General features: G+C 63.9%; 20 protein-coding genes. 6 read left to right on the top strand and 14 right to left on the bottom strand.

Annotated features, from left to right (window positions below; genetic code table 11):
* Positions 1 to 5 precede the first annotated feature (5 nt).
* Entirely contained in the window at positions 6 to 1,907 is a 1,902-nt protein-coding gene (locus ABDB81_RS03605) for a tetratricopeptide repeat protein (protein ID WP_346809810.1), read from the bottom strand.
* A 244-nt stretch (positions 1,908 to 2,151) separates the two neighbouring features.
* Between ABDB81_RS03605 and mutM the strand changes: the two genes are divergently transcribed.
* Positions 2,152 to 3,057, top strand: a complete 906-nt coding sequence (gene mutM / locus ABDB81_RS03610) for a bifunctional DNA-formamidopyrimidine glycosylase/DNA-(apurinic or apyrimidinic site) lyase (RefSeq protein WP_346809812.1) — start codon at positions 2,152 to 2,154, stop codon at positions 3,055 to 3,057.
* Here mutM and ABDB81_RS03615 read toward each other — a convergent pair.
* A complete protein-coding gene (locus tag ABDB81_RS03615; RefSeq protein WP_171020335.1) occupies positions 3,033 to 3,368 on the bottom strand; it encodes a hypothetical protein in 336 nt (111 codons plus the stop codon). The two genes, mutM and ABDB81_RS03615, sit on opposite strands and share 25 nt — an antisense overlap.
* On the opposite strand from ABDB81_RS03615, the gene ABDB81_RS03620 reads away from it, so the two are divergent.
* Together ABDB81_RS03620 and mutY are read left to right on the top strand one after the other, a co-directional pair.
* Positions 3,339 to 5,282, top strand: coding sequence for a dynamin family protein (locus tag ABDB81_RS03620; RefSeq protein ID WP_137924048.1), 1,944 nt, complete (start codon positions 3,339 to 3,341; stop codon positions 5,280 to 5,282). The genes ABDB81_RS03615 and ABDB81_RS03620 overlap by 30 nt on opposite strands.
* 95 nt (positions 5,283 to 5,377) lie before the next feature.
* Positions 5,378 to 6,550: an A/G-specific adenine glycosylase gene (gene mutY / locus ABDB81_RS03625; protein ID WP_346809814.1), complete on the top strand. Its 1,173-nt coding sequence runs from the start codon at positions 5,378 to 5,380 to the stop codon at positions 6,548 to 6,550.
* A gap of 15 nt (positions 6,551 to 6,565) precedes the next feature.
* Here the strand turns inward: mutY and ABDB81_RS03630 are convergent, their stop codons facing one another.
* The 11 genes from ABDB81_RS03630 to ABDB81_RS03680 form a co-directional block, all read right to left on the bottom strand.
* Complete coding sequence (locus ABDB81_RS03630; RefSeq protein ID WP_137924050.1) at positions 6,566 to 7,219, bottom strand: LON peptidase substrate-binding domain-containing protein; 654 nt, start codon at positions 7,217 to 7,219, stop codon at positions 6,566 to 6,568.
* A gap of 82 nt (positions 7,220 to 7,301) precedes the next feature.
* Positions 7,302 to 8,222 carry an RNase adapter RapZ gene (rapZ, locus tag ABDB81_RS03635; RefSeq protein ID WP_137924051.1) on the bottom strand — a complete coding sequence of 307 codons (921 nt, stop codon included), beginning with the start codon at positions 8,220 to 8,222 and terminating at the stop codon, positions 7,302 to 7,304.
* Between the two features lie 165 nt (positions 8,223 to 8,387).
* Positions 8,388 to 8,723, bottom strand: a complete 336-nt coding sequence (locus ABDB81_RS03640) for a PsiF family protein (protein WP_137924052.1) — start codon at positions 8,721 to 8,723, stop codon at positions 8,388 to 8,390.
* A 181-nt stretch (positions 8,724 to 8,904) separates the two neighbouring features.
* Positions 8,905 to 9,876 carry an HPr(Ser) kinase/phosphatase gene (gene hprK / locus ABDB81_RS03645; protein ID WP_130392198.1) on the bottom strand — a complete coding sequence of 324 codons (972 nt, stop codon included), beginning with the start codon at positions 9,874 to 9,876 and terminating at the stop codon, positions 8,905 to 8,907.
* A 58-nt stretch (positions 9,877 to 9,934) separates the two neighbouring features.
* Positions 9,935 to 10,390, bottom strand: a complete 456-nt coding sequence (gene ptsN / locus ABDB81_RS03650; RefSeq protein ID WP_130392199.1) for a PTS IIA-like nitrogen regulatory protein PtsN — start codon at positions 10,388 to 10,390, stop codon at positions 9,935 to 9,937.
* 480 nt (positions 10,391 to 10,870) lie between these two features.
* A complete protein-coding gene (raiA, locus tag ABDB81_RS03655) occupies positions 10,871 to 11,224 on the bottom strand; it encodes a ribosome-associated translation inhibitor RaiA (protein WP_066739680.1) in 354 nt (117 codons plus the stop codon).
* Positions 11,225 to 11,274: 50 nt separating this feature from the next.
* Positions 11,275 to 12,756: an RNA polymerase factor sigma-54 gene (locus ABDB81_RS03660; RefSeq protein WP_137924054.1), complete on the bottom strand. Its 1,482-nt coding sequence runs from the start codon at positions 12,754 to 12,756 to the stop codon at positions 11,275 to 11,277.
* 133 nt (positions 12,757 to 12,889) lie between these two features.
* Positions 12,890 to 13,690, bottom strand: coding sequence for an LPS export ABC transporter ATP-binding protein (lptB, locus tag ABDB81_RS03665; protein WP_137924055.1), 801 nt, complete (start codon positions 13,688 to 13,690; stop codon positions 12,890 to 12,892).
* A 31-nt stretch (positions 13,691 to 13,721) separates the two neighbouring features.
* Entirely contained in the window at positions 13,722 to 14,381 is a 660-nt protein-coding gene (lptA, locus tag ABDB81_RS03670; protein ID WP_137924056.1) for a lipopolysaccharide transport periplasmic protein LptA, read from the bottom strand.
* Positions 14,382 to 14,448: 67 nt separating this feature from the next.
* A complete protein-coding gene (gene lptC, locus ABDB81_RS03675; protein ID WP_346809818.1) occupies positions 14,449 to 15,078 on the bottom strand; it encodes an LPS export ABC transporter periplasmic protein LptC in 630 nt (209 codons plus the stop codon).
* Between the two features lie 2 nt (positions 15,079 to 15,080).
* Positions 15,081 to 16,064 (bottom strand): KpsF/GutQ family sugar-phosphate isomerase, encoded by a 984-nt coding sequence (locus ABDB81_RS03680; protein WP_137924058.1) that lies wholly within the window; start codon positions 16,062 to 16,064, stop codon positions 15,081 to 15,083.
* Positions 16,065 to 16,231: 167 nt separating this feature from the next.
* Here ABDB81_RS03680 and ABDB81_RS03685 point away from each other — a divergent pair, with 167 nt between their 5' ends.
* The 3 genes from ABDB81_RS03685 to ABDB81_RS03695 all read left to right on the top strand — a co-directional run bounded on the left by ABDB81_RS03685 (position 16,232) and on the right by ABDB81_RS03695 (position 20,773).
* On the top strand, positions 16,232 to 18,211 hold the full coding sequence (locus ABDB81_RS03685) for a monovalent cation:proton antiporter family protein (RefSeq protein ID WP_137924059.1): 1,980 nt from the start codon (positions 16,232 to 16,234) through the stop codon (positions 18,209 to 18,211).
* 149 nt (positions 18,212 to 18,360) lie between these two features.
* Positions 18,361 to 18,933 (top strand): adenine phosphoribosyltransferase, encoded by a 573-nt coding sequence (locus ABDB81_RS03690; RefSeq protein ID WP_137924060.1) that lies wholly within the window; start codon positions 18,361 to 18,363, stop codon positions 18,931 to 18,933.
* A gap of 163 nt (positions 18,934 to 19,096) precedes the next feature.
* On the top strand, positions 19,097 to 20,773 hold the full coding sequence (locus tag ABDB81_RS03695; RefSeq protein ID WP_346809821.1) for a Na/Pi cotransporter family protein: 1,677 nt from the start codon (positions 19,097 to 19,099) through the stop codon (positions 20,771 to 20,773).
* A gap of 94 nt (positions 20,774 to 20,867) precedes the next feature.
* Here ABDB81_RS03695 and uvrA read toward each other — a convergent pair whose 3' ends face one another.
* Positions 20,868 to 23,732, bottom strand: a complete 2,865-nt coding sequence (gene uvrA, locus ABDB81_RS03700) for an excinuclease ABC subunit UvrA (RefSeq protein ID WP_137924062.1) — start codon at positions 23,730 to 23,732, stop codon at positions 20,868 to 20,870.
* Positions 23,733 to 23,797: the final 65 nt, after the last annotated feature.

Below are 23,797 nucleotides of genomic sequence, written 5' to 3' on the forward strand. Positions count from 1 at the left end.
GCGGATCAACGGGATAGCAGCATGTTCTGGTTGTACCGGCGCAGCGTCTCGATCAGCGTCTGGTTGTCAGGCTCCACCTTGGCCGCCTCGTTCCAGGTCTTGCGCGCTTCTTCGTGCTGGCCCAGGTGCCAGAGCACCTCGCCCAGATGCGCGCCGATCTCGGCCTCGGGTGCCTTGGCATACGCGGTGCGCAGGAGATCGGCCGCGGGTTGCAATTCGCCCTGTCGGTACTTGACCCAGCCGAGGCTGTCCATGATGTAGGGATCGTCGGGGCCGAGTTCGGTAGCACGTTCCAGCAGTTTGCGGGCCTCGGGCAGGCGCTCGTTGCGATCGGCCAGCGAGTAACCCAGCGCGTTGTAGCCCTGCTTCTGTTCCGGCTGCAGCGCGATCACGCGGCGCAGGCGGGTTTCCATGTGGTCGTAGCGTTTCTCGCGCTCGTCGAGCATGGCCAGTTCATAGATCCAGTCGGCGTTGTCCGGCTCGGCCTTGACGCGTTCGTCGAGCACCTTGCGCGCGCGATCGTATGCCTTGCCGTCGAGCATGGCGGCCACTTCCGCCTGGCGGATGGCCGTAATGCGCTGGGCGCGCTGGGCCGGGTCCGGGATGTCCTCGGCATCGGCCAGCAGTTCGCCGAACACGGCCTGGGAATCGTCGAACCGTCCCATGCGCGAAAGCAACTGTCCGCGCTTGGCCTGCGCTGCCGTGGCCAGGCGGCTGTCGTCGATGCGGTCCAGCCAGGTGATGGCGGTGGCGTAGTCCTTCTTTTCCTCCGCGATCTGGGCCAGGTACTGGTACGCGACGTCCGGGTTGGCCGCCGGCGACTTCTCGGCCATCTGCAAGTACTCCTTCAGATAGCGCTCGGCTTCGTCATAACTGCGCGCCTGCAGGCTGGTCAGGCCGAGTGCCAGCGGTACGCGGGGATCGTTCGGCGCTACCTTGCGCAAGACCTCGAACTGGGTGCGCGCGGCCTCCATGTCGTTCTTCTGCAGATAGAGGCGCGCCAGCGTGATGTGACCGTTGACCGACGACGGAGACTTGGCCAGGAAGCGCTTCAGCACCTCGATGGACTTGTCGGTCGCGGCCTCGGCCTGCAGTTCTGCGGACATCAGTGCCGCGGCTTCGAGGTCTGGCTTGATGCGCAGCGCCTGGTCGAGTTCGGTCAGCGCGCCCGGGCTGTCGCCCGCGGCTTCACGCGCCCGTGCCAACGCCAGATGCGTCTCGGCGAGCTTGGTATCGCTGGCGGTGATGCGCTGGAGCACGCCCACGGCGCCGGCGGGATCGCTCGTGCGCGACATCTGCTGCTGCAGCAGCAGGATGGCTTCGCCGCGATGGTTGGCAGGTGCGAGTGCCAGTTGCTGGCTCAGCAGCGGCTCGGCTTCTTCCCAACGGGCACTGAGCACGAGCAGCGTGGACAGAACCTGCCGCGCTGCAGGTGACTTCGGCGCGAGTTCGGTCCAGAGCCGCGCGGCGTCAAGGGCCTGTTGAGAAGCCCGTGCATTAAAGGCAATTTCCGTGGCGCGCTGCGCCAGGCGCGGATCGCGCGTTTCGCGTGCGAGATCCATGTACGTGCGGTACGACGGACCTACCAGCCCGCGCTGCAGCGAAATCTCGGCGGCCAGCACACGATAAAGAATGTCGGCTGTCAGCGGGACATTGGGCAGCGGCGTGCGTGCCGACCGTGACGCGGCGGGCGCGGGAATGTCGATCGCCTCGTCGTCGTTCTGGGCCAGCGTGGCCGGTGCGGCATGAGCAAGCGATGCGAACGCCAGACACGCGGCTACGCCCAGGGCGCGAGCATGGCGACGGAAGCGGCCCGCGGGCGAACCCGTCGGACCGAGGGCGGCAGAAGCGTTCATCGTCGAGGATTCCGGGCGCATGGCCTGAGTGGACAAGATTTGGTCCGGCATGAAACAAAGCTCCGGCGCACGGGGGCGTAGGGATGGATGGAGGCATTGTAGCCTGCCGGTACAATGCGCTGCTGGCGGCCAATGGTCGCTACGTATGGGAACCCGCACAAACGTGCAGTCATGCAGGAAACTCCCTGCGTGCTTGGAGCGCGAAACCGGGGCAGAGGTTCGACGGATGTGCGGATGTCCGCGCGAAAGCCGTTGGGATGCCCGTTTTGGATGCCGGTTGGGAGACACGGGCGAGATGCCAGAATTGCCAGAAGTCGAGGTCACGCGGCAGGGATTGCTGCCCCATGTGGTGGGCCGCCGCATCACCGAGGTAACAGTGCGCCATCGCGGCTTGCGCTGGCCGGTGGAACCCGAACTCGAAAGCCGGCTGACCGGACGCGTGGTGCGCCGCATCGAACGGCGGGGCAAATACCTGCTGCTGGAGTGTGTGCCCGAAACGCCTGAACCGCCCGACACGCCCGACACGCCCGACACGGACGTCGCGGGTTGGCTGCTGGTGCATCTGGGCATGACCGGCACGCTGCGTGTCTATACCGATCCGCCGGCAGCCGGTGCGCATGACCACCTCGATCTGGTGCTGTCCGCGTACCCCGGTGCCAGTCCTGGTGCCGAGGCCGATGTCGTCCTTCGTTTCCGAGATCCCCGACGATTCGGCGCCATCATCTGGACGCCGCTTGCCGAATCCGCCCTTTCCGAACATCCCTTGCTGCGCCGGCTGGGTATCGAACCGTTCGATCCGCGTTTCGATGGCGCCTGGATGTACCGGCTCACGCGTGGCCGTAGCGTGGCGATCAAACAGGCACTGCTTGCCGGCGAGATCGTGGTTGGGGTGGGCAACATCTATTGCTCGGAGAGCCTGTTCCGCGCGGGCATTCGTCCCACCACGCCGGCCGGCCGGATCAGTCTGGCGCGCTACGAAAAGCTTGCCGTGGCCGTCCGCGAAACCTTGACGGAAGCCATCGCGCGCGGCGGCAGTACGCTGCGCGATTTCGTGCATAGCGACGGCAGCACCGGCTACTTCCAGCTCGATTGTTTTGTCTACGACAGGGCAGGGGAGCCATGTCGAGTTTGCGGCACCCCGATCCGCCAGATCGTGCAGGGACAGCGGTCCTCGTTCTATTGTCCGACGTGCCAGCGTTGAGTGGCGTCTGAGGCCAGATAAGGCATCGTCGGCGTGCCGATGGGCCGGCGCAACACTTCGCGTAACAGGAAGGCTGGAAGAGACTCGAATTCAACAAATTTCGATAAGAACCCTGTATCGTGTGCGCAGACATAAAAAGTTACAAAAAGCGCCGTTATCCCCACCTCGTGGGGGATAGGCGCGGCGCCTGACATCGGGTCCGCAGGGTCAGCGGGCAGCCCGGTCCCAGGCGTGAACAGGTAGCGCCCAAAACCATAATCCAGCCGAACAGCGATCACTCCATGACGAGCCTCGCCCATCAATTCGAACAATACGGCGCCTGGAGAACCGGGGTCCTTCAGTCACTCGCGGAATTCCAGTCCTGGTTGCAGCAATACGATCTGCACGACGCCACCACGGAAGACCGTGCGCAGCGCATCCAGAGCGTGCTCAAGAGCGACCGGCTCAAGGTCGCGTTCATTGCCGAGTTTTCGCGCGGCAAGAGCGAACTGATCAACGCGATCTTCTTTGCCGACTACGGCCGCCGCATCTTGCCGTCTTCGGCCGGGCGCACGACGATGTGCCCGACCGAGTTGCGCTACGACGAGAACGAGCAGCCATGCATCCGCCTGCTGCCCATCGAGACGCGCCTGCAGGACGCTTCCACGGCCGACTTCATGGAGCCGGGCTCGGCGAATTCGCACTGGACCTCGGTGCCGCTCGATCCGTCGTCGCCGGAAGGCATGCTCGCCGCGTTCCAGCACGTGGTGGAAACCACGCGCGTGACGCCGGCCATGGCGGAATCGCTGGGCCTTTACAACGAGAACGATCCCGACGCCGCGTATGCGGTGGATGCCGATGGCATGGTCGAGGTCTCGCGCTGGCGCCACGCGGTGATCAATTTTCCGCATCCGCTGCTGCGCCAGGGTCTGGTCATCCTCGACACACCGGGTCTGAACGCGATCGGCACCGAGCCGGAACTGACGCTGCGGCTGATTCCCGATGCCCACGTCGTGGTGTTCGTGCTGGCCGCCGATGCCGGCGTGACCAAGAGCGACCTTGCCCTGTGGCGTTCGCATGTGGGGGCTGGCCATCGTCGCGGCTGCCTGGCCGTGCTCAACAAGATCGACGGGCTGTGGGACCCGCTGAAGTCGTCGCCGGAAATCGCTGGCGAAATCGCGCGACAGGTTCGGTCCACGGCGCAGACGCTGGGGATCGAGGAACGCCGCGTGTATCCGGTGTCCGCCCAGAAGGGGCTGGTGGCCAAGGTCACGAACGACCCGGCCATGCTCGTACGCAGCAACCTGATGCAGTTCGAAAGCGTGCTGAGCGACCAGCTCATTCCGCAACGCCGGGAGATTGTTTCGGACCAGGTGCACCGGCTGGTGCAGGATATGTCGCGCGGTGCGCAGCAACTGCTGCAAAGTCGCCGCCGCGATATCGTCGAGCAGTTGTTCGAACTGCGCGGGCTGCGTGGCAAGAACCACGCGATGGTCAAGCACATGCTGCTGCGCGTGCAGGGCGAGAAGGAAGAATTCGAGCAGAGCATCGCCAAGTTCCAGGCGCTGCGTCTGGTGTTCGGCCGCCATAGCGCGGACATCATCAAGAGCCTGCAACTGCGCGACGTGCGCCGCACGATGCGCGACAAGCGCGAACAGATGAAGGAGCGCTTCTTCTCGCGCGGCCTGCGCGAAGACATGGAAGGGCTGTTCGGCCAGTTGATCGGCCTGATCGAAGATGCCGACCAGAAGATTGCGGGGCTGCATCAACTCGTGGAGAGCATGTACCGGCGCTTCAACGCCGAGCATGGCTTCACGCTGCCTTCGCCGATGCAATTCGTGACCTCGCGCTACACCAACGAGCTGCAGGAAACGCTGGCGCTGGTCAATGCGCACTTCGGCACGGTCAGCATGCTCACGCGTTCGCGGCCGCAACTGGTGCAGAACGCGTTCGCGACGATGGCCAGCCGCGTGCTGGAGAATTTCCGCGATCTGAACCGCGATATCGAGATCTGGCTCAAGTCCGTAATGACGCCGCTCGAAGCGCAGGTGCGCGAGCACCAGAAGCAACTGCGCCGCCGCGTGGATTCGATCGAACGGATTCACGAAGCCACCGACACGCTCGAAAGCCGCATCGCGGAACTCGAGGAAGTGCTCAATGGCCTGGACGAGCGCAGCGGGAAGATCGAATTGTATGCGCGCAAGATGATCACACCGCAGCTTGAAGCAGAAGTGAAAGCGGCGTAGGGCTTGCAGTCGAATCGACAGGGGGCGCGCTGCCCCCGATGTATCATGTGGCGCCGCCTCGGAGCGGCGCTTTTTTCATTCCAAGATACCCCGCAATGCCCCGCAAGTCCGCCGCTGCTCGCGCCTCCGTCCCCGCTCCTGAAGCCGTTGTCCGGGACATCACCGTTCCGCCGGATTTCGGTATGCGTGTGGTGAACTGGCAGCGCCAGCATGGCCGGCATGACCTGCCGTGGCAGAACACCCGCGACCCCTATCGCATCTGGCTGTCCGAGATCATGCTGCAGCAGACGCAGGTGGCGGCCGTGATCGAGTATTTCCAGCGCTTCCTCGCCGCACTGCCTACCGTGGCCGATCTGGCTTCGGCACCGGCGGATCAGGTGATGGCGTTATGGGCTGGCCTGGGCTACTACTCGCGCGCGCGCAACCTGCATCGTTGCGCGAAGGCTGTGGTCGACGAGCATGGTGGTGTCTTCCCGACCGATCCGGCCGTGCTCGTCACGTTGCCGGGCATCGGACGCTCCACTGCGGCGGCAATTGCTGCGTTCAGCGCGGGTGTTCGTTCGCCGATTCTCGACGGCAATGTGAAGCGCGTCTTTGCGCGCGTGTTCGGTATCCACGGCTATCCGGGCGAGCGCGCCATCGAGACGCGCATGTGGGCGCTGGCAGAACAGGCCTTGCCGCCGGCTGGTCCGCAGCAGGCCGAGGACATGGTGGCCTACACGCAAGGCGTGATGGATCTCGGTGCCACACTGTGCTCGCGCGGTAAGCCCGCCTGCGTGACCGATGCCTCGGCATGCCCGTTGGCTGCGGACTGCGTGGCGCGCCGCGATAACCTGACGGCCGTGCTGCCTACGCCCAAACCGCGTGCGGCGATTCCAGAGCGCAGCACTGTCATGCTGATCGTGCGAAATGGGCGCGACGTGCTGGTGACACTGCGCCCCGACAGTGGCATCTGGGGCGGCCTGTGGAGCCTGCCGGAGATGGCCGTGGAGTCCGTGCCTTTCGATGCCGAAGCCGCCGAAGACGCCGCACTCGACATGGCGCGCCAGTATGGAAAACCGGAGCGTGCCTGGCTCGCAGGCGAGCTCACGCACGTCTTCACGCACTTTCGATTGCTGATTCGCGCGATTCGCATCGATATGGAAGGAACGGACTGGAAGGGCGATGCCAGTAGCCGCTGGCTGTCGCTCGACGATCTGGACGCGCTGGGCACGCCGGCGCCAGTGCGAAAGCTGCTCGACGATCAGGCGCGTATCGGACTGTTCTGAGCACCTGACCTCAAGTCAGACGATGTGATGCTGCCGCATATAGCGATGCACGATCTCGATGCGTATGCCCGCGTCGGGCAGCGCCATCAGCATCTGCTTGGCCTTGAGGGGCACCGGCAGCAGTTCGCATAGACGGTTCGCGACCCAGCTCGGGTCATCCCACAGATACGGTTCGGAGAAAGGCAGCTTCGACTTATCGGGCTGCTCGGTGTGCAGCGAGGACACGATTCTGCGTAGTGCCGACAGGCATTCGCCCAGCAGTTCGAGCTTGCAGTCGATGACATCGGCGGGGAGCACTTCGGCCTCGGCCACTACCAGTCCGTCGTCACGCGTGGTGTGGGACAGCACACGGAAGCGTTGCCGCCCGCGTGTCTCGATGAGCAGCACACCAAGTTGCTCCACGTTGCAGTCGACGATCTCGGCCAGGCAGCCGATCTCTTCGGGCGTGGTGGCGTGGCCGGGACGCGCAACCTCTTCGCCGCTGGCAATCAGGCAGACGCCGAACGGTGTGCCGTCCCGCATGCAGTTGCGCACCATGTCCACGTAGCGCTTTTCGAAGACGCGCAGCGGCAGGCGGCCATCGGGGAACAGGACCGTGTTGAGGGGAAACAGTGGCAACGCATCCAGGATGGGAAGTGGGGATGCGGTGTCGGTAGAGGATGTCGACATGCGAAGGGCCGCTCCAATGACGCGACAGAAACGCGACGGTGACGTGACGACGCCCGGCGCGCCGTCCGCTCAAGACCGCATCTCAGCCGCCAGAGGCCATTTCGCGGTGTCTGACCAGCACATTACCATGCGCCCGGAAATAGTTGGCGAGTCTTTCCGCGATGAACACCGAGCGGTGCTGCCCGCCCGTACAGCCGATGGCGACGGTCAGGTAGCTACGGTTATCGGCAATGAAACTCGGTAGCCACTTCTCCACATAGGCGCGGATGTCCTCGGCCATCGCCAGCACCATCGGCTGGCTCTGCAGGAAATCCACGACCGGTGCATCGCGGCCCGTCAGCGGGCGCAGCGCCAGGTCGTAGTAGGGATTGGGCAACGAGCGGACATCGAACACCATGTCGGCATCGCTGGGTACCCCGTGCTTGAATCCGAACGATTCGAACAGCAGTGTGAGCGGTTCGCTCTCGGTGCCGCCGTTGCTGCTGATCAGTTCCTTGATCCAGCTGCGTAGCGTATTGGTTCGCACGTTGCTGGTATCGATGCGATGGGCCGATTCGGATAGCGGGCTCAACAGCTCCCGCTCCATCTCGATGGCTTCGATCAGCGAGGTATCGCTGGCGGCAGCTTCTGCTTCCGCCTCGGCCTTGTCCGGCCCTGTTCCGCCATTTGCGCTGCCGACACGCGTCGAGAGCGGATGGCGGCGTCGTGTTTCGGAATAGCGCTGCACCAGCGCATCGGTGTTGGCAGTCAGGAACAGCACCTGCACCTGATGCTGGGCCGACAGTTCGCGCACGGTATCGGGCAGGCGCGCCAGCGATTCGCGGCTGCGAATATCGGTGGCCACGCCCAGGTGCGAGTAGCCCTGGTCGGCCAGATAGGTGGCGAGTTCGGGGATGAACTGGGCTGGCAGGTTGTCGACGCAGTAGTAGCCCGCGTCTTCCAGAACGTTCAGGGCAACCGACTTACCCGAGCCGGAGATCCCGGTGATAAGAATGATCCGCATAGCGACGCAAGGATAGCACCGCATGATGGCCGCGTCATGACAGCGCTTCTCGATTGGAGGTTGCGGCGGGCATTTAACGACAGAACGCGACAGATGCTAAGAAAAATGGCGAACCGCATCCGATTCGCCATTTATCGCCTGGAACCGCCACAGGGCGGATCAGGATCAGGCCGGTTTGGCCGACAGGCACTCGCTCTGCGCCTTCTTGTATTCGTCGCCCTTCTTGCCCTTGTTGGCCTTGGCGCACGCTGCCATTTTTTCCTGCTGGGTTTTCGGCTCGGCTGCGGCGGCCGGGCCAGAGCCGGACAGGCATTCGCTCTGGGCCTTCTTGTACTCGTCGCCCTTCTTGCCCTTGTTAGCCTTGGCGCAGGCTGCCATCTTTTCCTGTTGTGCCGTCTTGCCCGATTTCTCGGCCGCAGCCGGAGCCGATGCGCCTTGGGCAAACGCTGCCGTGGCGAACAGCGGGGTCACCAGCACACACATCGCGATCAGTTTCTTCATGCTTCTCTCCTGGCTGTGGAAAAACACTTTCATGGGCAATCCGAACGGGATGGCGGCCATTACAGCACAAAACGGCGCGTGTGCGGCTGCCGTTGACGCAGCGGCAGGCCAGCTTGTAAGGAAATGAAAACGCCCGCTGAATGAAGCGGGCGTTTGCGGGAAAGCGATGTTCGGAAAATGCCTAGAGCAACCGGCCCTGTCCGCGTGACACCACATCGGCTTGCATGGCCGCGCGCTGCCGGTCCATGAAGTCGCGCAGCGTGTCGATGCCGCGCAGGCGCAGTATCGTGTTGCGCACGGCGGCTTCCACCAGCACGGCGAGATTTCGACCGGCTGCCACCTGGATCTTCACCATGTGGATGGGCAGGCCGAGCACGTCGAGGTATTGCGAATCCAGCGGCAGGCGCTCGAACTCGCCATCGTTGCGGCGGACGAGTTGAACCACGAGCTTGATCTTCATTTTCCGGCGTACGGCCGTTTCACCGAAGATCGTCTTGATATCGAGCAGGCCAAGGCCGCGCACTTCGAGCAGGTTCTGCAGCAGCGGCGGGCAGCGACCCTCGATGAAGTCTGGACCCAGCCGCACGAAATCCACGGCATCGTCGGCCACGAGGCCATGGCCGCGCGAAATCAGTTCGAGGCCCAGTTCGCTCTTGCCCAGGCCCGATTCGCCCATGATCAGCACGCCCATGCCGAGGATGTCGAGGAACACGCCGTGCATCGTCACGCGCGGTGCCGAGATACGCGACAGGTACAGGCGCAGGTGATCGATCACGGCCGCCGACGATACCGGCGTGGTGAACAGCGGCGTGGACGAACGCGTGCAGCGCAGTTCGAGGTCGGGCGGCGGCTCCATGCCGTCGGCGATGACCAGGAAGGGCGGCTCGAGCAGGATCAGCTCGCCCATCTGACGCTTGCGCGGCTCGTCGTCGAGACGCTGGTAATAAAGGATTTCGGGTTTGCCGAGCACCTGGATCCGGTTCGGGTGGATCAGGTTCAAGTGGCCCACGAGGTCCGCCGCGGAGGTGGCTTCACGCGCGAACTCGACATCGAAGGCGCGGTCCGCACCTTCAAGGCCGGCGACCCACGACAGTTTGATGTCTGCTGCGTTGTCGTCGAAGATCGACTGCGAGGTGACGCCGGTGAGTTCCATGCGGGATGACTTTCAGGAGGGGCGGTAGGACAGTGGGCTGCGGCGGGCGATTCCGGCGTTAGGGATGCCAGTCCGATAGCAACTGGTGGACGGCTTCCGGCGTGGGGAGCGTCGCCAGCCCTTCGCGCATTTCGCGGTCCGACAGCAACTGGGCAATTTCGGAAAGAATTTCCAGATGCTGCTGCGTGGCCTGCTCGGGCACCAGCAGGAAGATCAACAGCGAGACCGGCTTGCCATCGGGCGATTCGAACGGGATGGGTTCCGCCAGGCGCATGAAGCCCGCCAGCGGCTGCTTCAGGCCCTTGATGCGGCCGTGCGGAATGGCAACTCCAGCGCCAAGCCCGGTGGAACCCAGGGACTCGCGCGCAAAGAGGTTGTCGGTAACAGTGGCCCGCGCCACGCCATGGTTGTTCTCGAACAGGAGCCCGGCTTGCTCGAAGACCCGCTTCTTGCTGGTGACGGTGACGTCGAGATGGATGTTGCCAGGTGGCAGCAGTTTGGCCAAACGATTCATGGGCGATGCACGAGAAGTCCGAGTGACAAGCCGGCGCGCATGGACCGGCCCGCCGAGTTGGGGGCAATCAGGATATTGAGGTGCCAGTCGCCCGCATTGGAGCGTCCGGCCATTATAGAGCAGGGCTGCCACGCACTTGTGCGCTGCAGCGTCGCGCCTGCGGACTTCCGCCGCGAGGTCGTCGACCGGTTTGCCCACCCGAAATGCTGCCCGACCCGTGCGCCTGCAGGGCGCACCGCCGGTTCCGCATGACGGGACCGTTCTGCCTGTGATTTGTGGTGCAGCATACACCGACATGCGAGAGATGCGAACACCTTCGGTGTATCAATTCGTCGCTTAGTGGTGTCGAGGTAACGCGTGAGGAATGGAAAGTTGTGCGGCAACCGGACGCCCCATCAAAAAAGCCGCGCAGATGCGCGGCTTTGCTCTCTTCCTGTCAGTCCTCTCAGGACAACTGAAACTGTCGTTTCGTTGCGCTGGTTATTGTTGCTGTAGCTGCGCTTCGGCCATCTGGTACTTGACCGCCTCGCGGTCATGCCCTTGCACGCGATCCTTGTAGCGGATCACCTGGCGGTCGAGCTTGTCGACCAGACAGTCGATCGCCGCGTACAGGTCTTCATGATGGGCTTCGACGAAGATGTCCTTGCCTTTGAGGTGCAGATTGATTTCCGCGTACTGACGCTTGTCCTTTTCCTTGTGATTGTCGACTGATAGCAGCACGCTTACGCCAATGACCTGATCGAAATGTCTGACAATTCGCTCCAGTTTCGTTTCCACATACTCACGCAGCGGGGGCGTGATGTCGAGGTGGTGTCCACTGATCTTGAAGTTCATAGCGCTTCTCCTTCTGAAAGAGCCGCACCAGGCAGGCGGTTACGGCTCGGCTACAAAGACTTGCGGAGATTCACTGCGGGGATTTTCAATGCTTCGCGATATTTCGCCACCGTGCGGCGTGCGACCACAAAGCCCTGTTCGCCCAGCAGTTCGGCGATGCGGCTGTCGGAAAGAGGATTCCTGGGGTCTTCGGCTCCTATCAGTTGCTTGATCAGCGCGCGTATAGCCGTGGATGAGGCCGCGCCACCCGTCTCCGTGGAGACGTGGCTTCCGAAGAAGTACTTCAACTCGAAAGTACCCATCGGCGTGGCCATGTACTTGTTCGTTGTGACCCGGGAAATGGTCGACTCGTGTAAACCCAGTGTATCGGCAATTTCACGCAAAACCAAGGGGCGCATCGCGATTTCCCCGTGCGAGAAAAAGTTCTTTTGACGCTCCACAATCGCCTGCGACACCCGCAGGATCGTATCGAATCGTTGCTGGATGTTCTTGATGAGCCACCGTGCTTCCTGCAGCTTTTGCTGCAGTCCGGCAGCCCCTGCCTCGCCCTTCGCACCGCGCAGAATCTGCGCGTACATATCGTTGATGCGCAGGCGCGGCATCACGTCCGGATTGAGCTGCGCGATCCATCCGCTGCCGCTCTTGCGTACAAACACATCCGGCACCACGAAGTCCGCTTCCGGACGGCTGTACGCGTGTCCTGGATACGGTGCGAGGGAGCGGATCAATTCGTGCGCAGCCTTCAATGCTATTTCGTCCACCTGCAGGGCTTTCTTGAGCCGGGTGTAATCCCGTACGGCCAGCAGTTCCAGATGATGATTGACGATAGTCAGCGCCAGTTCGCGCTGCGGGTGCTTCAACCGCTTCAACTGCAAACTCAGGCACTCCGCAGCGTTCCGTGCCCCGACACCGGGTGGATCGAAGCTCTGCAGCAGCGTAAGTATCGCCTGCACCTCATCCACTTCGAACTCGAGTTCTTCCGGGAGTTCCGAACAAATTTCCTCGAGCGAGGCGCTCAGGTAACCGTCGTCGTCGAGCGACTCGATCAGGAAAATGGCCAGGCCCTTGTCGCGCACCGAGATCTTGAGTGGCGTGAGCTGCTCCATGAGGAACTCGCGCAGCGTCGGATCGGCGTCGCGCAGTTGCATCGGCGTCTTCTCGTCTTCGTCGCCTTGCGGGCGTCGCGCGAAGTCGTCGAGGCTCCAGTCGTTGCCGTAGTCCTCGCTGCCGGTATCGTTGTAGTTTTCCTCTTCGCCACCCGCCGCGCCATCGGCACGTTCGGTGCCGTTGGCCTGGGGTTCGGCCGGTGCGGGTGCCGGTGCGGTCTGGAGGTTGACCGAGCCGTCCGCGGCCACGCGCAGCGGACTATCCAGCCAGTCGTTCTCGCGCTCGAGCAACGGATTTTCCGTCAGCGCCTGCTCCACTTCCTGCTGCAGTTCCAGCGTGGAAAGCTGCAACAGCCGGATCGACTGTTGCAGCTGCGGGGTCAGGGCCAGATGCTGGGAGAGGCGGAGCTGAAGCGAAGGTTTCATGCGACCTATTCTATGCGCATCTTTCCGTTGTTGGAACGGAATTTGCTAGAACCTATCGCCCAACCTTGCGTGATCGGAAACGGCTTTGGAAAAACGGTGTGCAGCGTGGGCAGAAATTGCCGCACCGCACGCATCACATGCGGAAATTCTCGCCCAGATAGACGCGGCGCACAGATTCGTTGGCGATGATTTCCTCTGGCAGGCCGGATGCCAGCACCGTACCTTCGCTGATGATGTACGCGTGGTCGCAGATGCCCAGCGTCTCGCGAACATTGTGGTCGGTAATCAGCACGCCAATGTTGCGGGCCTTCAGGAAACTCACGATCCGCTGGATTTCGCCCACGGCGATAGGGTCCACACCGGCAAACGGTTCGTCCAGCAGGATGAAACGCGGCGACGACGCGAGCGCGCGGGCAATTTCCACCCGGCGGCGCTCACCGCCCGACAACGACAGTGCCGGGTTGTTGCGCAGGTGCGCGATCTGCAGGTCGTCCAGCAGGGAGTCGAGCCGGCGGTCGATCTCGGCCTTGGTCAGCGACTTGCCGTTTTCCACCTGCAACTCCAGCACGGCGCGGATGTTTTCCTCGACGTTGAGCTTGCGGAAGACCGACGCTTCCTGCGGCAGATAGGACAGGCCCATGCGCGCGCGCTCGTGGATCGCAAGGCCGCTGATGTGCTTGTCGTCCAGCACGATGTCGCCTTCGTCGAGTGCCACCAGCCCCACGATCATGTAGAACGATGTGGTCTTGCCCGCGCCGTTCGGACCCAGCAGGCCCACCACTTCGCCGCTCTTCACGTCAAGCGAGACATCCTTGACCACCGTGCGCGTACCGTAACGCTTCTTCAGATGGCGGACGACCAGCGTGCTGCTGTCGGTGCGGACGCTCGCAGCGGAAGAGGCGGCAGGGGAGGCGAGGGTGGCGGAGTCGTTCATCGGATACGGAGGCGATAGAAGGGGCTGTGTTTCAGGGCTTGGCCGGGGCCGTGGACGGCTTCAGGTCCAGCGGGGCGCCGCTCGCGGCGGGGGCGCTGGCATCGGCGCGCGGCGACAGCACGGCGCGTACGCGGCCCGACGGGTTGCCCGCGGTGGTGTTGTTGTCGCCGCCGGTGGCGGTGTAGTACTCGTTGCGGCTGTCATAGGTGATCACGGCGCCGCGGATTTCGTCGAGGATCTTGGCGCCGACGCCCGAGACACGTGCAGCGCGTGCGTGGCCGATCAGCTTGTTGACCTCGGTCTTGCCATCGTATTCGATGCGGTCGCCCCAGCCGTCGATGTATTCGTCCACGCCGTCGCGCTTCTGGCGGATGTACGCCTGGCGGCCCGGCTTGGACGTGGCAATGGCGTACTGGTAGCCCTCGGGGTCCGTGCGCAGTTCGGCAGCGTCGGATTTCAGCACCATCGTGCCCTTGGTCAGCACCACGTTGCCGGTGAGGGTGTAGATCTGCTTGACGTCATCGTAGCTGGCATTGTCCGCTTCGAGCACGAGGGGCTTGGCCTGGTCCGCGCGCTCGGCAAAAGCGGGCTGGACCATGCTCATGGCGAGCGCGAGTCCGAGGGCGGCTAGGGCCGTCAATCGGGCGGGCGCCGGGCGGCGACAGGACGATGTCGACAGGGATGCAGTCATGTTTGGCAAATGATGAGATAGGGAAGGCGGCCAGGCGATGCGGCAGGACGAGCCTGCCAGCTGGGTGTCACTGGGTCCTGGCCTGCCCCTGCGGCGGGTTCATGACGATCGTGCCGCGTACGTTGCCCAGCAATTGTACTTCGCGGGTGACGTTGTTGAAGATCAGCCCGTTGGCCGTCATGACCGAAGGTCCGCGCGTCAGCTCCACGTTCTTGTCTGTCTTGACGATGTCGTCATTGACGAGCAGCTGGAAGTATTGCGACGTGGCGGTCATGCGCGGATCCTTCGACGGATCCACGCCGGCCTGCCGCACGATCACGGCGTTGCCGTAAAGGTCGATGATCGTGCCCTCGGCGTTCATGACGCCGCGATTGGCGTTGGCGGTCACGGGCGGGCGGTCCGGCTGGAAGGCACGCATGGCCGGCTTGGTCACGTCGTAGGTCTGGTCATCCTCGAAGTGGACCATCTTCACTCCGGTGAAGCGGATCTTGGTCGTGCCATCCGCAGCCAGTTCCGTGGCCGAGAACCGTTCCATCCAGTAGTCCGGTTCGTGGCGCTTGGTGCGTGACTGGTCTGTGCCGGTGCTCGGCGAGTTCAGTTGGACGAGCCAGAACGTGCTGCCGGCGACGATGGCCATCAGCAGCAGCGGCAACAGCCGCATGACCACACCCGTGAGTCTGGACAGGAAGTCCGGCATGTTCAGATGACCTTGGCACGCGTAAGGTCATGGATGTGCAAGGCACCGACCAGGCGGCCATCGTTGTCGACGACGAGCAACTGGTTGATGCGGTTTGCTTCCATGACCTGCACCGCTTCCACCGCGAGCTGGTCCTGGTTGACCATGCGCGGGTTGCGGTGCATGACCTCGCCGATGGGCACGGTCTTCCAGTCGGTAGAGGTCTCCAGCAGGCGGCGCAGGTCGCCGTCGGTGAACACGCCCACGGCGCGGCCCTCCGGGTCGACGACCGCCGTCATGGCCATGCCCTTGCGCGTGATTTCCATCAGTGCCTGGGCCAGCGGCGTGGTCTCGCGGACTTCCGGCACGGCGTTGCCCGAGCGCATGACGTCGCGCACATGAGTCAGCAGCTTGCGGCCGAGCGCGCCGCCCGGGTGCGAGCGGGCAAAATCTTCCTCGCCGAAGCCGCGCGCGTCGAGCACGGCCACGGCCAGCGCGTCGCCCAGCGCCAGTGCGGCGGTGGTGCTGGCCGTCGGCGCCAGGTTCAGCGGGCAGGCTTCCTGTGCCACGGCGCCATCGAGATGGGCGTCGGACAGCTTGGCCAGGTTCGATTCCGGGTTGCCGGTAATAGAGATCAGGCTGGCGCCAATCCGCTTGACGATCGGGATGATCGACAGTAGTTCGGCGGTCTCACCGGAATTGGAGAATGCGATCAGGACGTCGTCCCGCGTGATCATGCCGAGGTCGCCGTGGCTGGCCTCAGCGGGGTGCACGAAGAACGAGGGCGTGCCGGTGGAAGCCAGCGTGGCCGCCACCTTGCGGCCGATGTGGCCGGACTTGCCGATACCGGAGACGACCACGCGGCCCGTGCAGCCGAGAATGATCTCGACGGCCTTCGCGAAGGCGGGCGTCAGGCGTCCGGCCAGCGCCGAAACGGCGTCTGCCTCGATCTGGAGAGTGTGGCGAGCGAGCGCGAGTGCTCGATTCGCATCGAAATTGGCTATCATGGCGCTGGAGTATACCAACGAATGCGATGGCGTCTGGCCCGGCTTTCCGGCCTTCTGGCTGAGACGACCGCCGCACTTGCCGTCGTTTGCCGTCTTTTGCCGGCGGGGTGCAGAGCCGGTCGTGGCGCGTGCCCGGCCGGATAGCTGAAGCCCTTCAAGCCCGCCGAATGCATTCTCCGCTGGAACTGACCCTCGTGCTGCTGGCCGCCGCCGTCCTCGGCGTGGTGGCCTTCCGCATGCTGCAACTGCCGCCCATGCTGGGCTATCTGGCAGTGGGCATCCTCATCGGTCCCCATGCGCTAGGGCTGGCCAGCGACACCGCCCAGACCAAATATCTGGCGGAATTTGGCGTCGTCTTCCTGATGTTTTCGATTGGGCTGGAGTTCAGCCTGAGCAAACTTCACGCGATGAAGCGGCTGGTATTCGGGTTGGGCGGCTCTCAAGTGATGCTTTCATTGCTTGCGGTGATTCCGGCCAGCTGGATGTTCAACTGGCTGTTTCCGCTGTCCTGGCAGGCATCGGTGGCGCTGGGCGGCGCGCTGGCGATGTCTTCGACGGCCATTGTCGTGAAGATGATGTCCGAGCGGATGGAGCTGGAGAGCGAGCACGGCCGCAACATCATCAGCGTGCTGCTGTTCCAGGACCTGGCCGTGGTGCCGCTGCTGATCATCATCCCGGCGCTGTCCCGGGACCCCGGCGACCTGGCCTGGGCGCTGGGGCTGGCCACGGTCAAGATCGTCGTGGCGCTGGGCGTGATCTTTTTCCTGGGCCAGCGGTTGATGAGCCGCTGGTTCCACATCGTGGCGGCGCGCCGGTCGCAGGAACTGTTCATGCTGAACCTGCTGCTGGTCACGCTGGGCATGGCCGCGCTGACCGAGCGGCTGGGCCTGTCGATGGCGCTCGGCGCGTTCATGGCGGGGATGCTGATTTCCGAGACGCCGTATCGCCACCAGGTGGAGGAAGACATCAAGCCCTTCCGCGATGTGCTGCTGGGGCTGTTCTTCGTCACGATCGGCATGCTGCTGAACATCCGGGTGGTGATCGACCATATCTGGCTGGTGCTGGCCCTGCTGGTGGTGCCGATCCTGTTCAAGCTGCTGCTGATCACCGGGCTGGCGCGGCTGTTCGGTTCGCGGCCCGGTGTGGCCATCCGTACCGGGCTGGGTCTCGCACAGGCCGGTGAATTCGGATTCGTGCTGCTGAACCAGATCGACGGCATGGGGTTGGTGGACCCGGTGCTGATCCAGGTGATCCTGGCCTCGATGCTGCTGTCGATGCTGGCCGCGCCGTTCCTGATCCAGTACAGCGACAAGATTGTGCTGCGCTTTGCCGCCAACGAATGGCTGATGCAGTCGCTGAACATGACCCGCATCGCCGCGCAGAGCCTGCAGACCGAGAAGCACGCCATCATCTGCGGCTACGGGCGCAGCGGGCAGAACCTGGCGCATATGCTGGAGCGGGAAGGCATTACCTATGTGGCGCTGGACCTCGACCCCGACCGCGTGCGCGAGGCTGCGGCGGCGGGCGACACCGTGGTCTATGGCGACGCGGGCCGCAGGGAATCGCTGATCGCGGCGGGTATCCATCGTGCGGCGCTGGTGGTGATCACCTATGCCAACACGCAATCGGCGGTGAAGGTGCTGCACCATGTGCAGGAGCTGGAGCCGGCCTTGCCCGTCATCGTGCGGACCGTGGACGATTCCGAACTCGATACGCTGCAGAAGGCCGGTGCCACCGAGGTGGTGCCGGAGATCATCGAGGGCAGCCTGATGCTGGCCTCGCATGCGCTGGTGCTGCTGGGCGTGCCGATGCGCCGCGTGGTGCGTGGGGTGCAGCAGGCGCGCGACGCGCGCTACAGCCTGCTGCGCGGCTACTTCCACGGGCGCGACGACGAAGAAGACATGGTCGAACGCGATACGGTGCGGCTGCACTCGGTTTCGCTCGGCCCCGAGCACACCGCGGTGGGCCGCCGGCTTGGCACGCTGGGGCTGGAGCGGATTGGCGTGGAGGTGACGGCGGTGCGCCGACGTGGCATCCGCGCATTCGATCCGCAACCTGAAACGGTGCTGGAGCCTGGCGATATCGTCGTGCTGCGCGGCACACCGGAAGCGCTGGAATCGGCCGAGGACCGGCTGACCCGCCAGTAGCGGGCGGGGCCGCCGCGCCGTGTGCCGCCGGCTGCATGCGGAAGCTTCTGCGTGGCATCGCACTGCTGTATGGTTACGGCTGGCCGAAACAGGCGGCGGACAAAAGCGACGCGGCCGGCCGCACCAGATCCAACCCAGACAGATTCCCCATGCCCGATTCCCTCATCCAGTCCCCCGACCTCGGCAATGTCACCGGCTACCTCCGTGACCGCATCCGCACCGTGCCGGACTGGCCCCAGCCAGGCGTGATGTTCCGCGACATCACGCCGCTGCTGCAGAACCCCAAGACGTTGCGCGTGCTGATCGACGTGTTCGTGCATCGCTACATGGACCAGCAGTTGGACCTCGTGGCCGGTATCGACGCACGCGGCTTCATTCTCGGCTCGATCATCGCGTACGAACTGAACCTCGGTTTCGTGCCGATCCGCAAGAAGGGCAAGCTGCCGTTCCAGACCGTGGCCGAAGAGTACGAACTCGAATATGGCAGCGCCACCGTGGAAATCCATGCCGACGCCTGCAAGTCCGGCGACCGCGTGTTGCTGGTGGACGACCTGATTGCCACGGGCGGCACGATGATGGCTGGCCGCAAGCTGCTGGAGCGCCTGGGTGCCACGGTCGTGGAGGGTGCCGCCATTGTCGACCTGCCCGAACTGGGCGGCTCGAAGCTACTGCATGCCAGCGGCCTGCCGCTGTTCACGGTGTGCGATTTCTCCGGTCACTGAGTCGGCGTTTCCAGGCCCTTGCGGCCCGTTGCAGGGTTGCCGTCGTCCATTTGCCCCGTGCCCATGCGGGGCGCATAATGCCCCATTGATATAACAATGGCGATGACCGGGCGGCGCGCCCTCGCTTCTGCCCAGCCGGCACCGGTCACGAAAGGGACGCACCATGGGCGTTTTGCTTCATCTTCTCTCCGGCGTGGCGTTGCTCGTCTGGGGTACCAACATCGTCAAGGTCGGCATCCTGCGCGTGTACGGCGCCAACCTGCGCCACGTGCTGTCGGTCAGCGTCTCCAACCGCTTCAAGGCATTCCTGGCCGGTCTCGGTGTGACCGGGCTCGTGCAGAGCAGCAATGCCACCGCCGTCATCGTCAGTTCCTTCGTGGGCCAGGGTTTGATCGCCGTGGCGCCAGCATTGGCCATCATGCTGGGCGCCAACGTGGGCACGGCGCTGATGGTGCAGGTCTTCTCGCTCGACCTTTCCTGGTTGTCGCCGTTGCTGATCTTCGTTGGCGTCATCCTGCACCTGACGTGGAAGGGCAACAAGCCGGGCCACGTGGGTCGCGTGCTGATCGGGCTGGGTCTGATCACGCTGGCGCTGGAACTGATTTCGATCGCTACGCGCCCCGTGGTGCAGGCGGCCGGTGTGAAGGTGCTGTTCAGCTCGCTGACCGGCGACGCGGCGCTGGACATGCTGGTGGGCGCGTTCCTGACCATCCTCTGCTATTCCAGCCTGGCCGTGGTGCTGTTCTGCGGCGCGCTGGCTTCTGCGGGCGTGGTGTCGATCCACGTGGCGCTGGCGCTGGTACTTGGCGCTAACCTGGGCTCGGGTGTGTCGGCCCTGCTGACCACTTCGGGCAACAACCAGCCGGGCAAGCGCGTGACGCTCGGCAACCTGCTGTCGCGGCTGCTCGGCTGCGTGATCGCGCTGCCAGTGCTGGGGCAGGCCGAGACCATCCTGTCGCATCTCGATGCCGATCCGCAGCGACTGGTCGTGAATTTCCACCTGTTGTTCAACGTGGCGCTGGCCGTGTTGCTGATTGGCGCCACGGCGCCGCTGGCACGCCTTTGCGAAGCGATCCTGCCTGGCCGCAATACCGGCGACAGCCAGGTGACGCCGCGCCACCTCGATGCCGCGGCGCTGTCCACGCCCACGCTGGCGCTGTCCAACGCCGCCCGCGAAGTGCTGCGCATCGGCGATCGCGTCGAGCAGATGCTCGGCAACATGCTGCGCGTACTGCGCACCAACGATGTGAAGCTGGCCAACGCCACCTGCCGCATCGACAATGAAGTAGACGATCTCTACACGGCCATCAAGCTTTACCTCACGCAGATCAGCACCGAGGCGCTGGACGAGCGCGACGGCCAGCGCTGGACCGAAATCATCTCGCTGACCATCAATCTCGAGCACGCGGGGGATCTGATCGAGCGGGTGATCGTTGACGCCAAGGAAAAGAAGATCGCGCACAACTTGCAGTTTTCCGAGGCAGGCATGCAGGAAATCTCGGAAATGCACAGCCGCGTGGTGGCAAATCTGCGGCTTGGGCTGTCAGTGTTCCTGACCGGCGATATCCGCAGCGCCCAGCAACTAATGGCCGAGAAGGCCAACTTCCGCGACCTGGAGCGCAAATACGCACGCTCGCACCTGCAGCGCGTGGCGGTGCAGACCGCCGAAAGCATCGAGACCAGTTCGCTGCATCTGGACATCATCAGCGAACTCAAGCGTCTGAACTCGCTGTTCTGCGCGACGGCGTATCCGGTGCTGGAACAAGCCGGGTTGATGAATCGGAGCCGGATGAAGGACGAGGGGCCGGAGAAGGTGGGGGAGGTGGTGGGGGCGCGGTAGAGCGCTGACTTCCCTGCTTTATGCTCCCCTCTCCCACAAAGTAGGAGAGGGGAGAAAACCAGCAAGGGAGCAAACACTCAGCAGCAGGAAACAATCACGCCCGCTTCAACAACGGCTTCAAATACTTCCCCGTAAAACTTGCCTTGCTGGCCGCCACGGCTTCCGGCGTGCCCTTCGCAATCACCAGTCCGCCGCCGGCGCCACCTTCGGGGCCCATGTCGATCAGCCAGTCGGCGGTCTTGATGACGTCGAGGTTGTGCTCGATGATCACGACGGTGTTGCCGTGGTCGCGCAGTTTCTGGATGACCTTGAGCAGCAGTTCGATATCGTGGAAGTGCAGGCCGGTGGTCGGCTCGTCCAGGATGTAGAGCGTGCGGCCCGTGTCGCGCTTCGACAGTTCCAGCGAAAGTTTCACGCGCTGCGCCTCGCCGCCCGATAGCGTGGTGGCCGACTGGCCGAGGCGGATATAGCCGAGGCCCACGTCGAGCAGCGTCTGCAGCTTGCGGCGCACCACGGGCACGGCGCTGAAGAATTCGTGCGCCTGCTCAACTGTCAGGTCCAGCACTTCGGAGATATTGCGGCCCTTGTACAGCACCTCGAGCGTCTCGCGGTTGTAGCGCTGGCCGTGGCAGACATCGCACGGCACGTAGACGTCAGGCAGGAAGTGCATCTCCACCTTGATCACGCCATCGCCCTGGCACGATTCGCAGCGCCCGCCCTTCACATTGAACGAGAACCGGCCCGGATCGTAACCACGTTCCTTGGCCGACGGCACGCCCGCAAACAGTTCGCGGATTGGCGTGAACAGGCCCGTGTACGTGGCGGGATTCGAGCGCGGCGTGCGGCCGATGGGACTCTGATCGACGTTGATGACCTTGTCGAAATGTTCAAGTCCCTCGATCTGCGCGTGCGGTGCCGGTTCCGCCGTGCTGCCATACAGGTGGCGCGCCACCGCGTTGTAGAGGGTGTCGTTGATCAGCGTGGATTTGCCCGATCCCGAAACACCGGTGATGCAGGTCAGCAGGCCAACGGGAATCTCCGCCGAGACATTGCGCAGGTTGTTACCCGTGGCATCGACGATGCGCAGCATGCGTTCCTCGTCGGGTGCGGCGCGCTGCTTCGGCACTTCGATACTGCGCTGGCCGGACAGGTACTGGCCCGTCAGCGAGCCGGGAGACTGCTCGATCTGCTGCGGCGTTCCTTCGGCCACGATCATCCCGCCGTGCACACCGGCACCGGGGCCGATATCCACCACGTAGTCACACGCGCGGATCATGTCTTCATCGTGCTCCACCACCAGCACGGAGTTGCCGATATCGCGCAGATGCTTGAGCGTGCCGATCAGGCGATCGTTGTCGCGCTGGTGCAGGCCGATCGACGGCTCGTCGAGCACGTACATCACACCCGTCAGCCCCGAGCCGATCTGCGACGCCAGACGAATGCGCTGCGCTTCGCCGCCGGAGAGCGTGTCGGCGCTACGTTCGAGCGACAGGTAATCGAGCCCAACGTTGTTGAGGAAGTTCAGCCGTGCCGAGATCTCCTTGACGATCTTGTCGGCGATCTCGCGCTTGGCGCCATGCAGGTTCAGCGTCAGGAACCACGTCAGCGCATCGCGCAGCGGCAGACCGTTGATCTCGTAGATCGCGCGTGCCTGTTCGTCCTCGCCAATCTTGACGTGCCGCGCCTCGGTGCGCAGCCGCGTGCCATGGCAGGCCGGGCAGGCCTGGTTGTTCTGGTACTTGGCCAGTTCCTCGCGCACGGCCACCGAATCCGTTTCGCGATAGCGGCGTTCGAGATTCGGGATGATCCCTTCGAACGCATGCTCGCGCACCGTGGTGCGGCCACGCTCGTTAATATACGTGAACGGGATTTCCTGCTCGCCCGATCCCTGCAGCACCACCTGCTGCACCTCGGCCGGCAGGTCCTCGAAGGCGGTTTCCGTATCGAAGTCGTAGTAGGCCGCCAGGCTTTGCAGCATCTGGAAGTAGAACTGGTTGCGGCGATCCCAGCCCTTGATGGCGCCAGACGCCAGCGACAGGTTCGGGAATGCCACCACGCGCTTTGGATCGAAGAACGTGATCTGGCCCAGGCCATCGCAGCTTGGGCACGCCCCCATCGGGTTGTTGAACGAGAACAGGCGCGGTTCCAACTCCTGCAACGAGTACGAACAGATGGGGCAGGCGAAGCGCGAACTGAACATGTGCTCGCGCCCGGTATCCATCTCCAGCGCGAGGGCGCGGCCATCGGCCAGGCGCAGCGCGGTCTCGAACGATTCGGCCAGGCGTTGCTTGATGTCGGCCTTCACCTTGACGCGATCCACCACCACGTCGATGCTGTGCTTCTCGGTCTTCTTGAGCTTGGGCAGCGCATCGACCTCGTAGACCTTCGCCTCGGCCTCGTGCGCGGTGCCGCCGCCCGAACGGATGCGGAACCGCACGAAACCCTGCGCCTGCATCGTGTCGAACAGGTCGGAATGCTCGCCCTTGCGGTCCGCCACCACCGGCGCCAGGATCATCAGCCGGGTGTCTTCGGGCAGCGCCAGGGCGGCGTCCACCATCTGCGACACGCTCTGGGCCTGCAGCGCGATATTGTGGTCCGGGCAGTAGGGCGTACCGGCGCGGGCGTACAGCAGGCGCAGGTAATCGTGGATCTCGGTGACCGTGCCCACCGTGGAGCGCGGATTGTGGCTGGTGGCCTTCTGCTCGATCGAGATGGCCGGGGACAGGCCCTCGATCAGGTCGACGTCGGGCTTTTCCATCAGTTGCAGGAACTGGCGCGCATAGGCAGACAGCGACTCCACATAGCGGCGCTGACCTTCGGCATAAAGCGTGTCGAACGCCAGCGACGACTTGCCCGAGCCCGACAGGCCCGTGATCACCACGAGCTTGTTGCGGGGAAGGTCGAGGTTGATGTTCTTCAGGTTGTGGGTACGCGCCCCACGGATCTTGATTTCTTCCATATACCGTTGGTTCGCCCGCTGGGGCCGCAGCCTGCTGCATGCAGGTCCCGGTCTCACGGAAACAT

The organism is Cupriavidus sp. DL-D2 (genome assembly GCF_039710735.1).
Taxonomy (GTDB): Bacteria; Pseudomonadota; Gammaproteobacteria; order Burkholderiales; family Burkholderiaceae; genus Cupriavidus.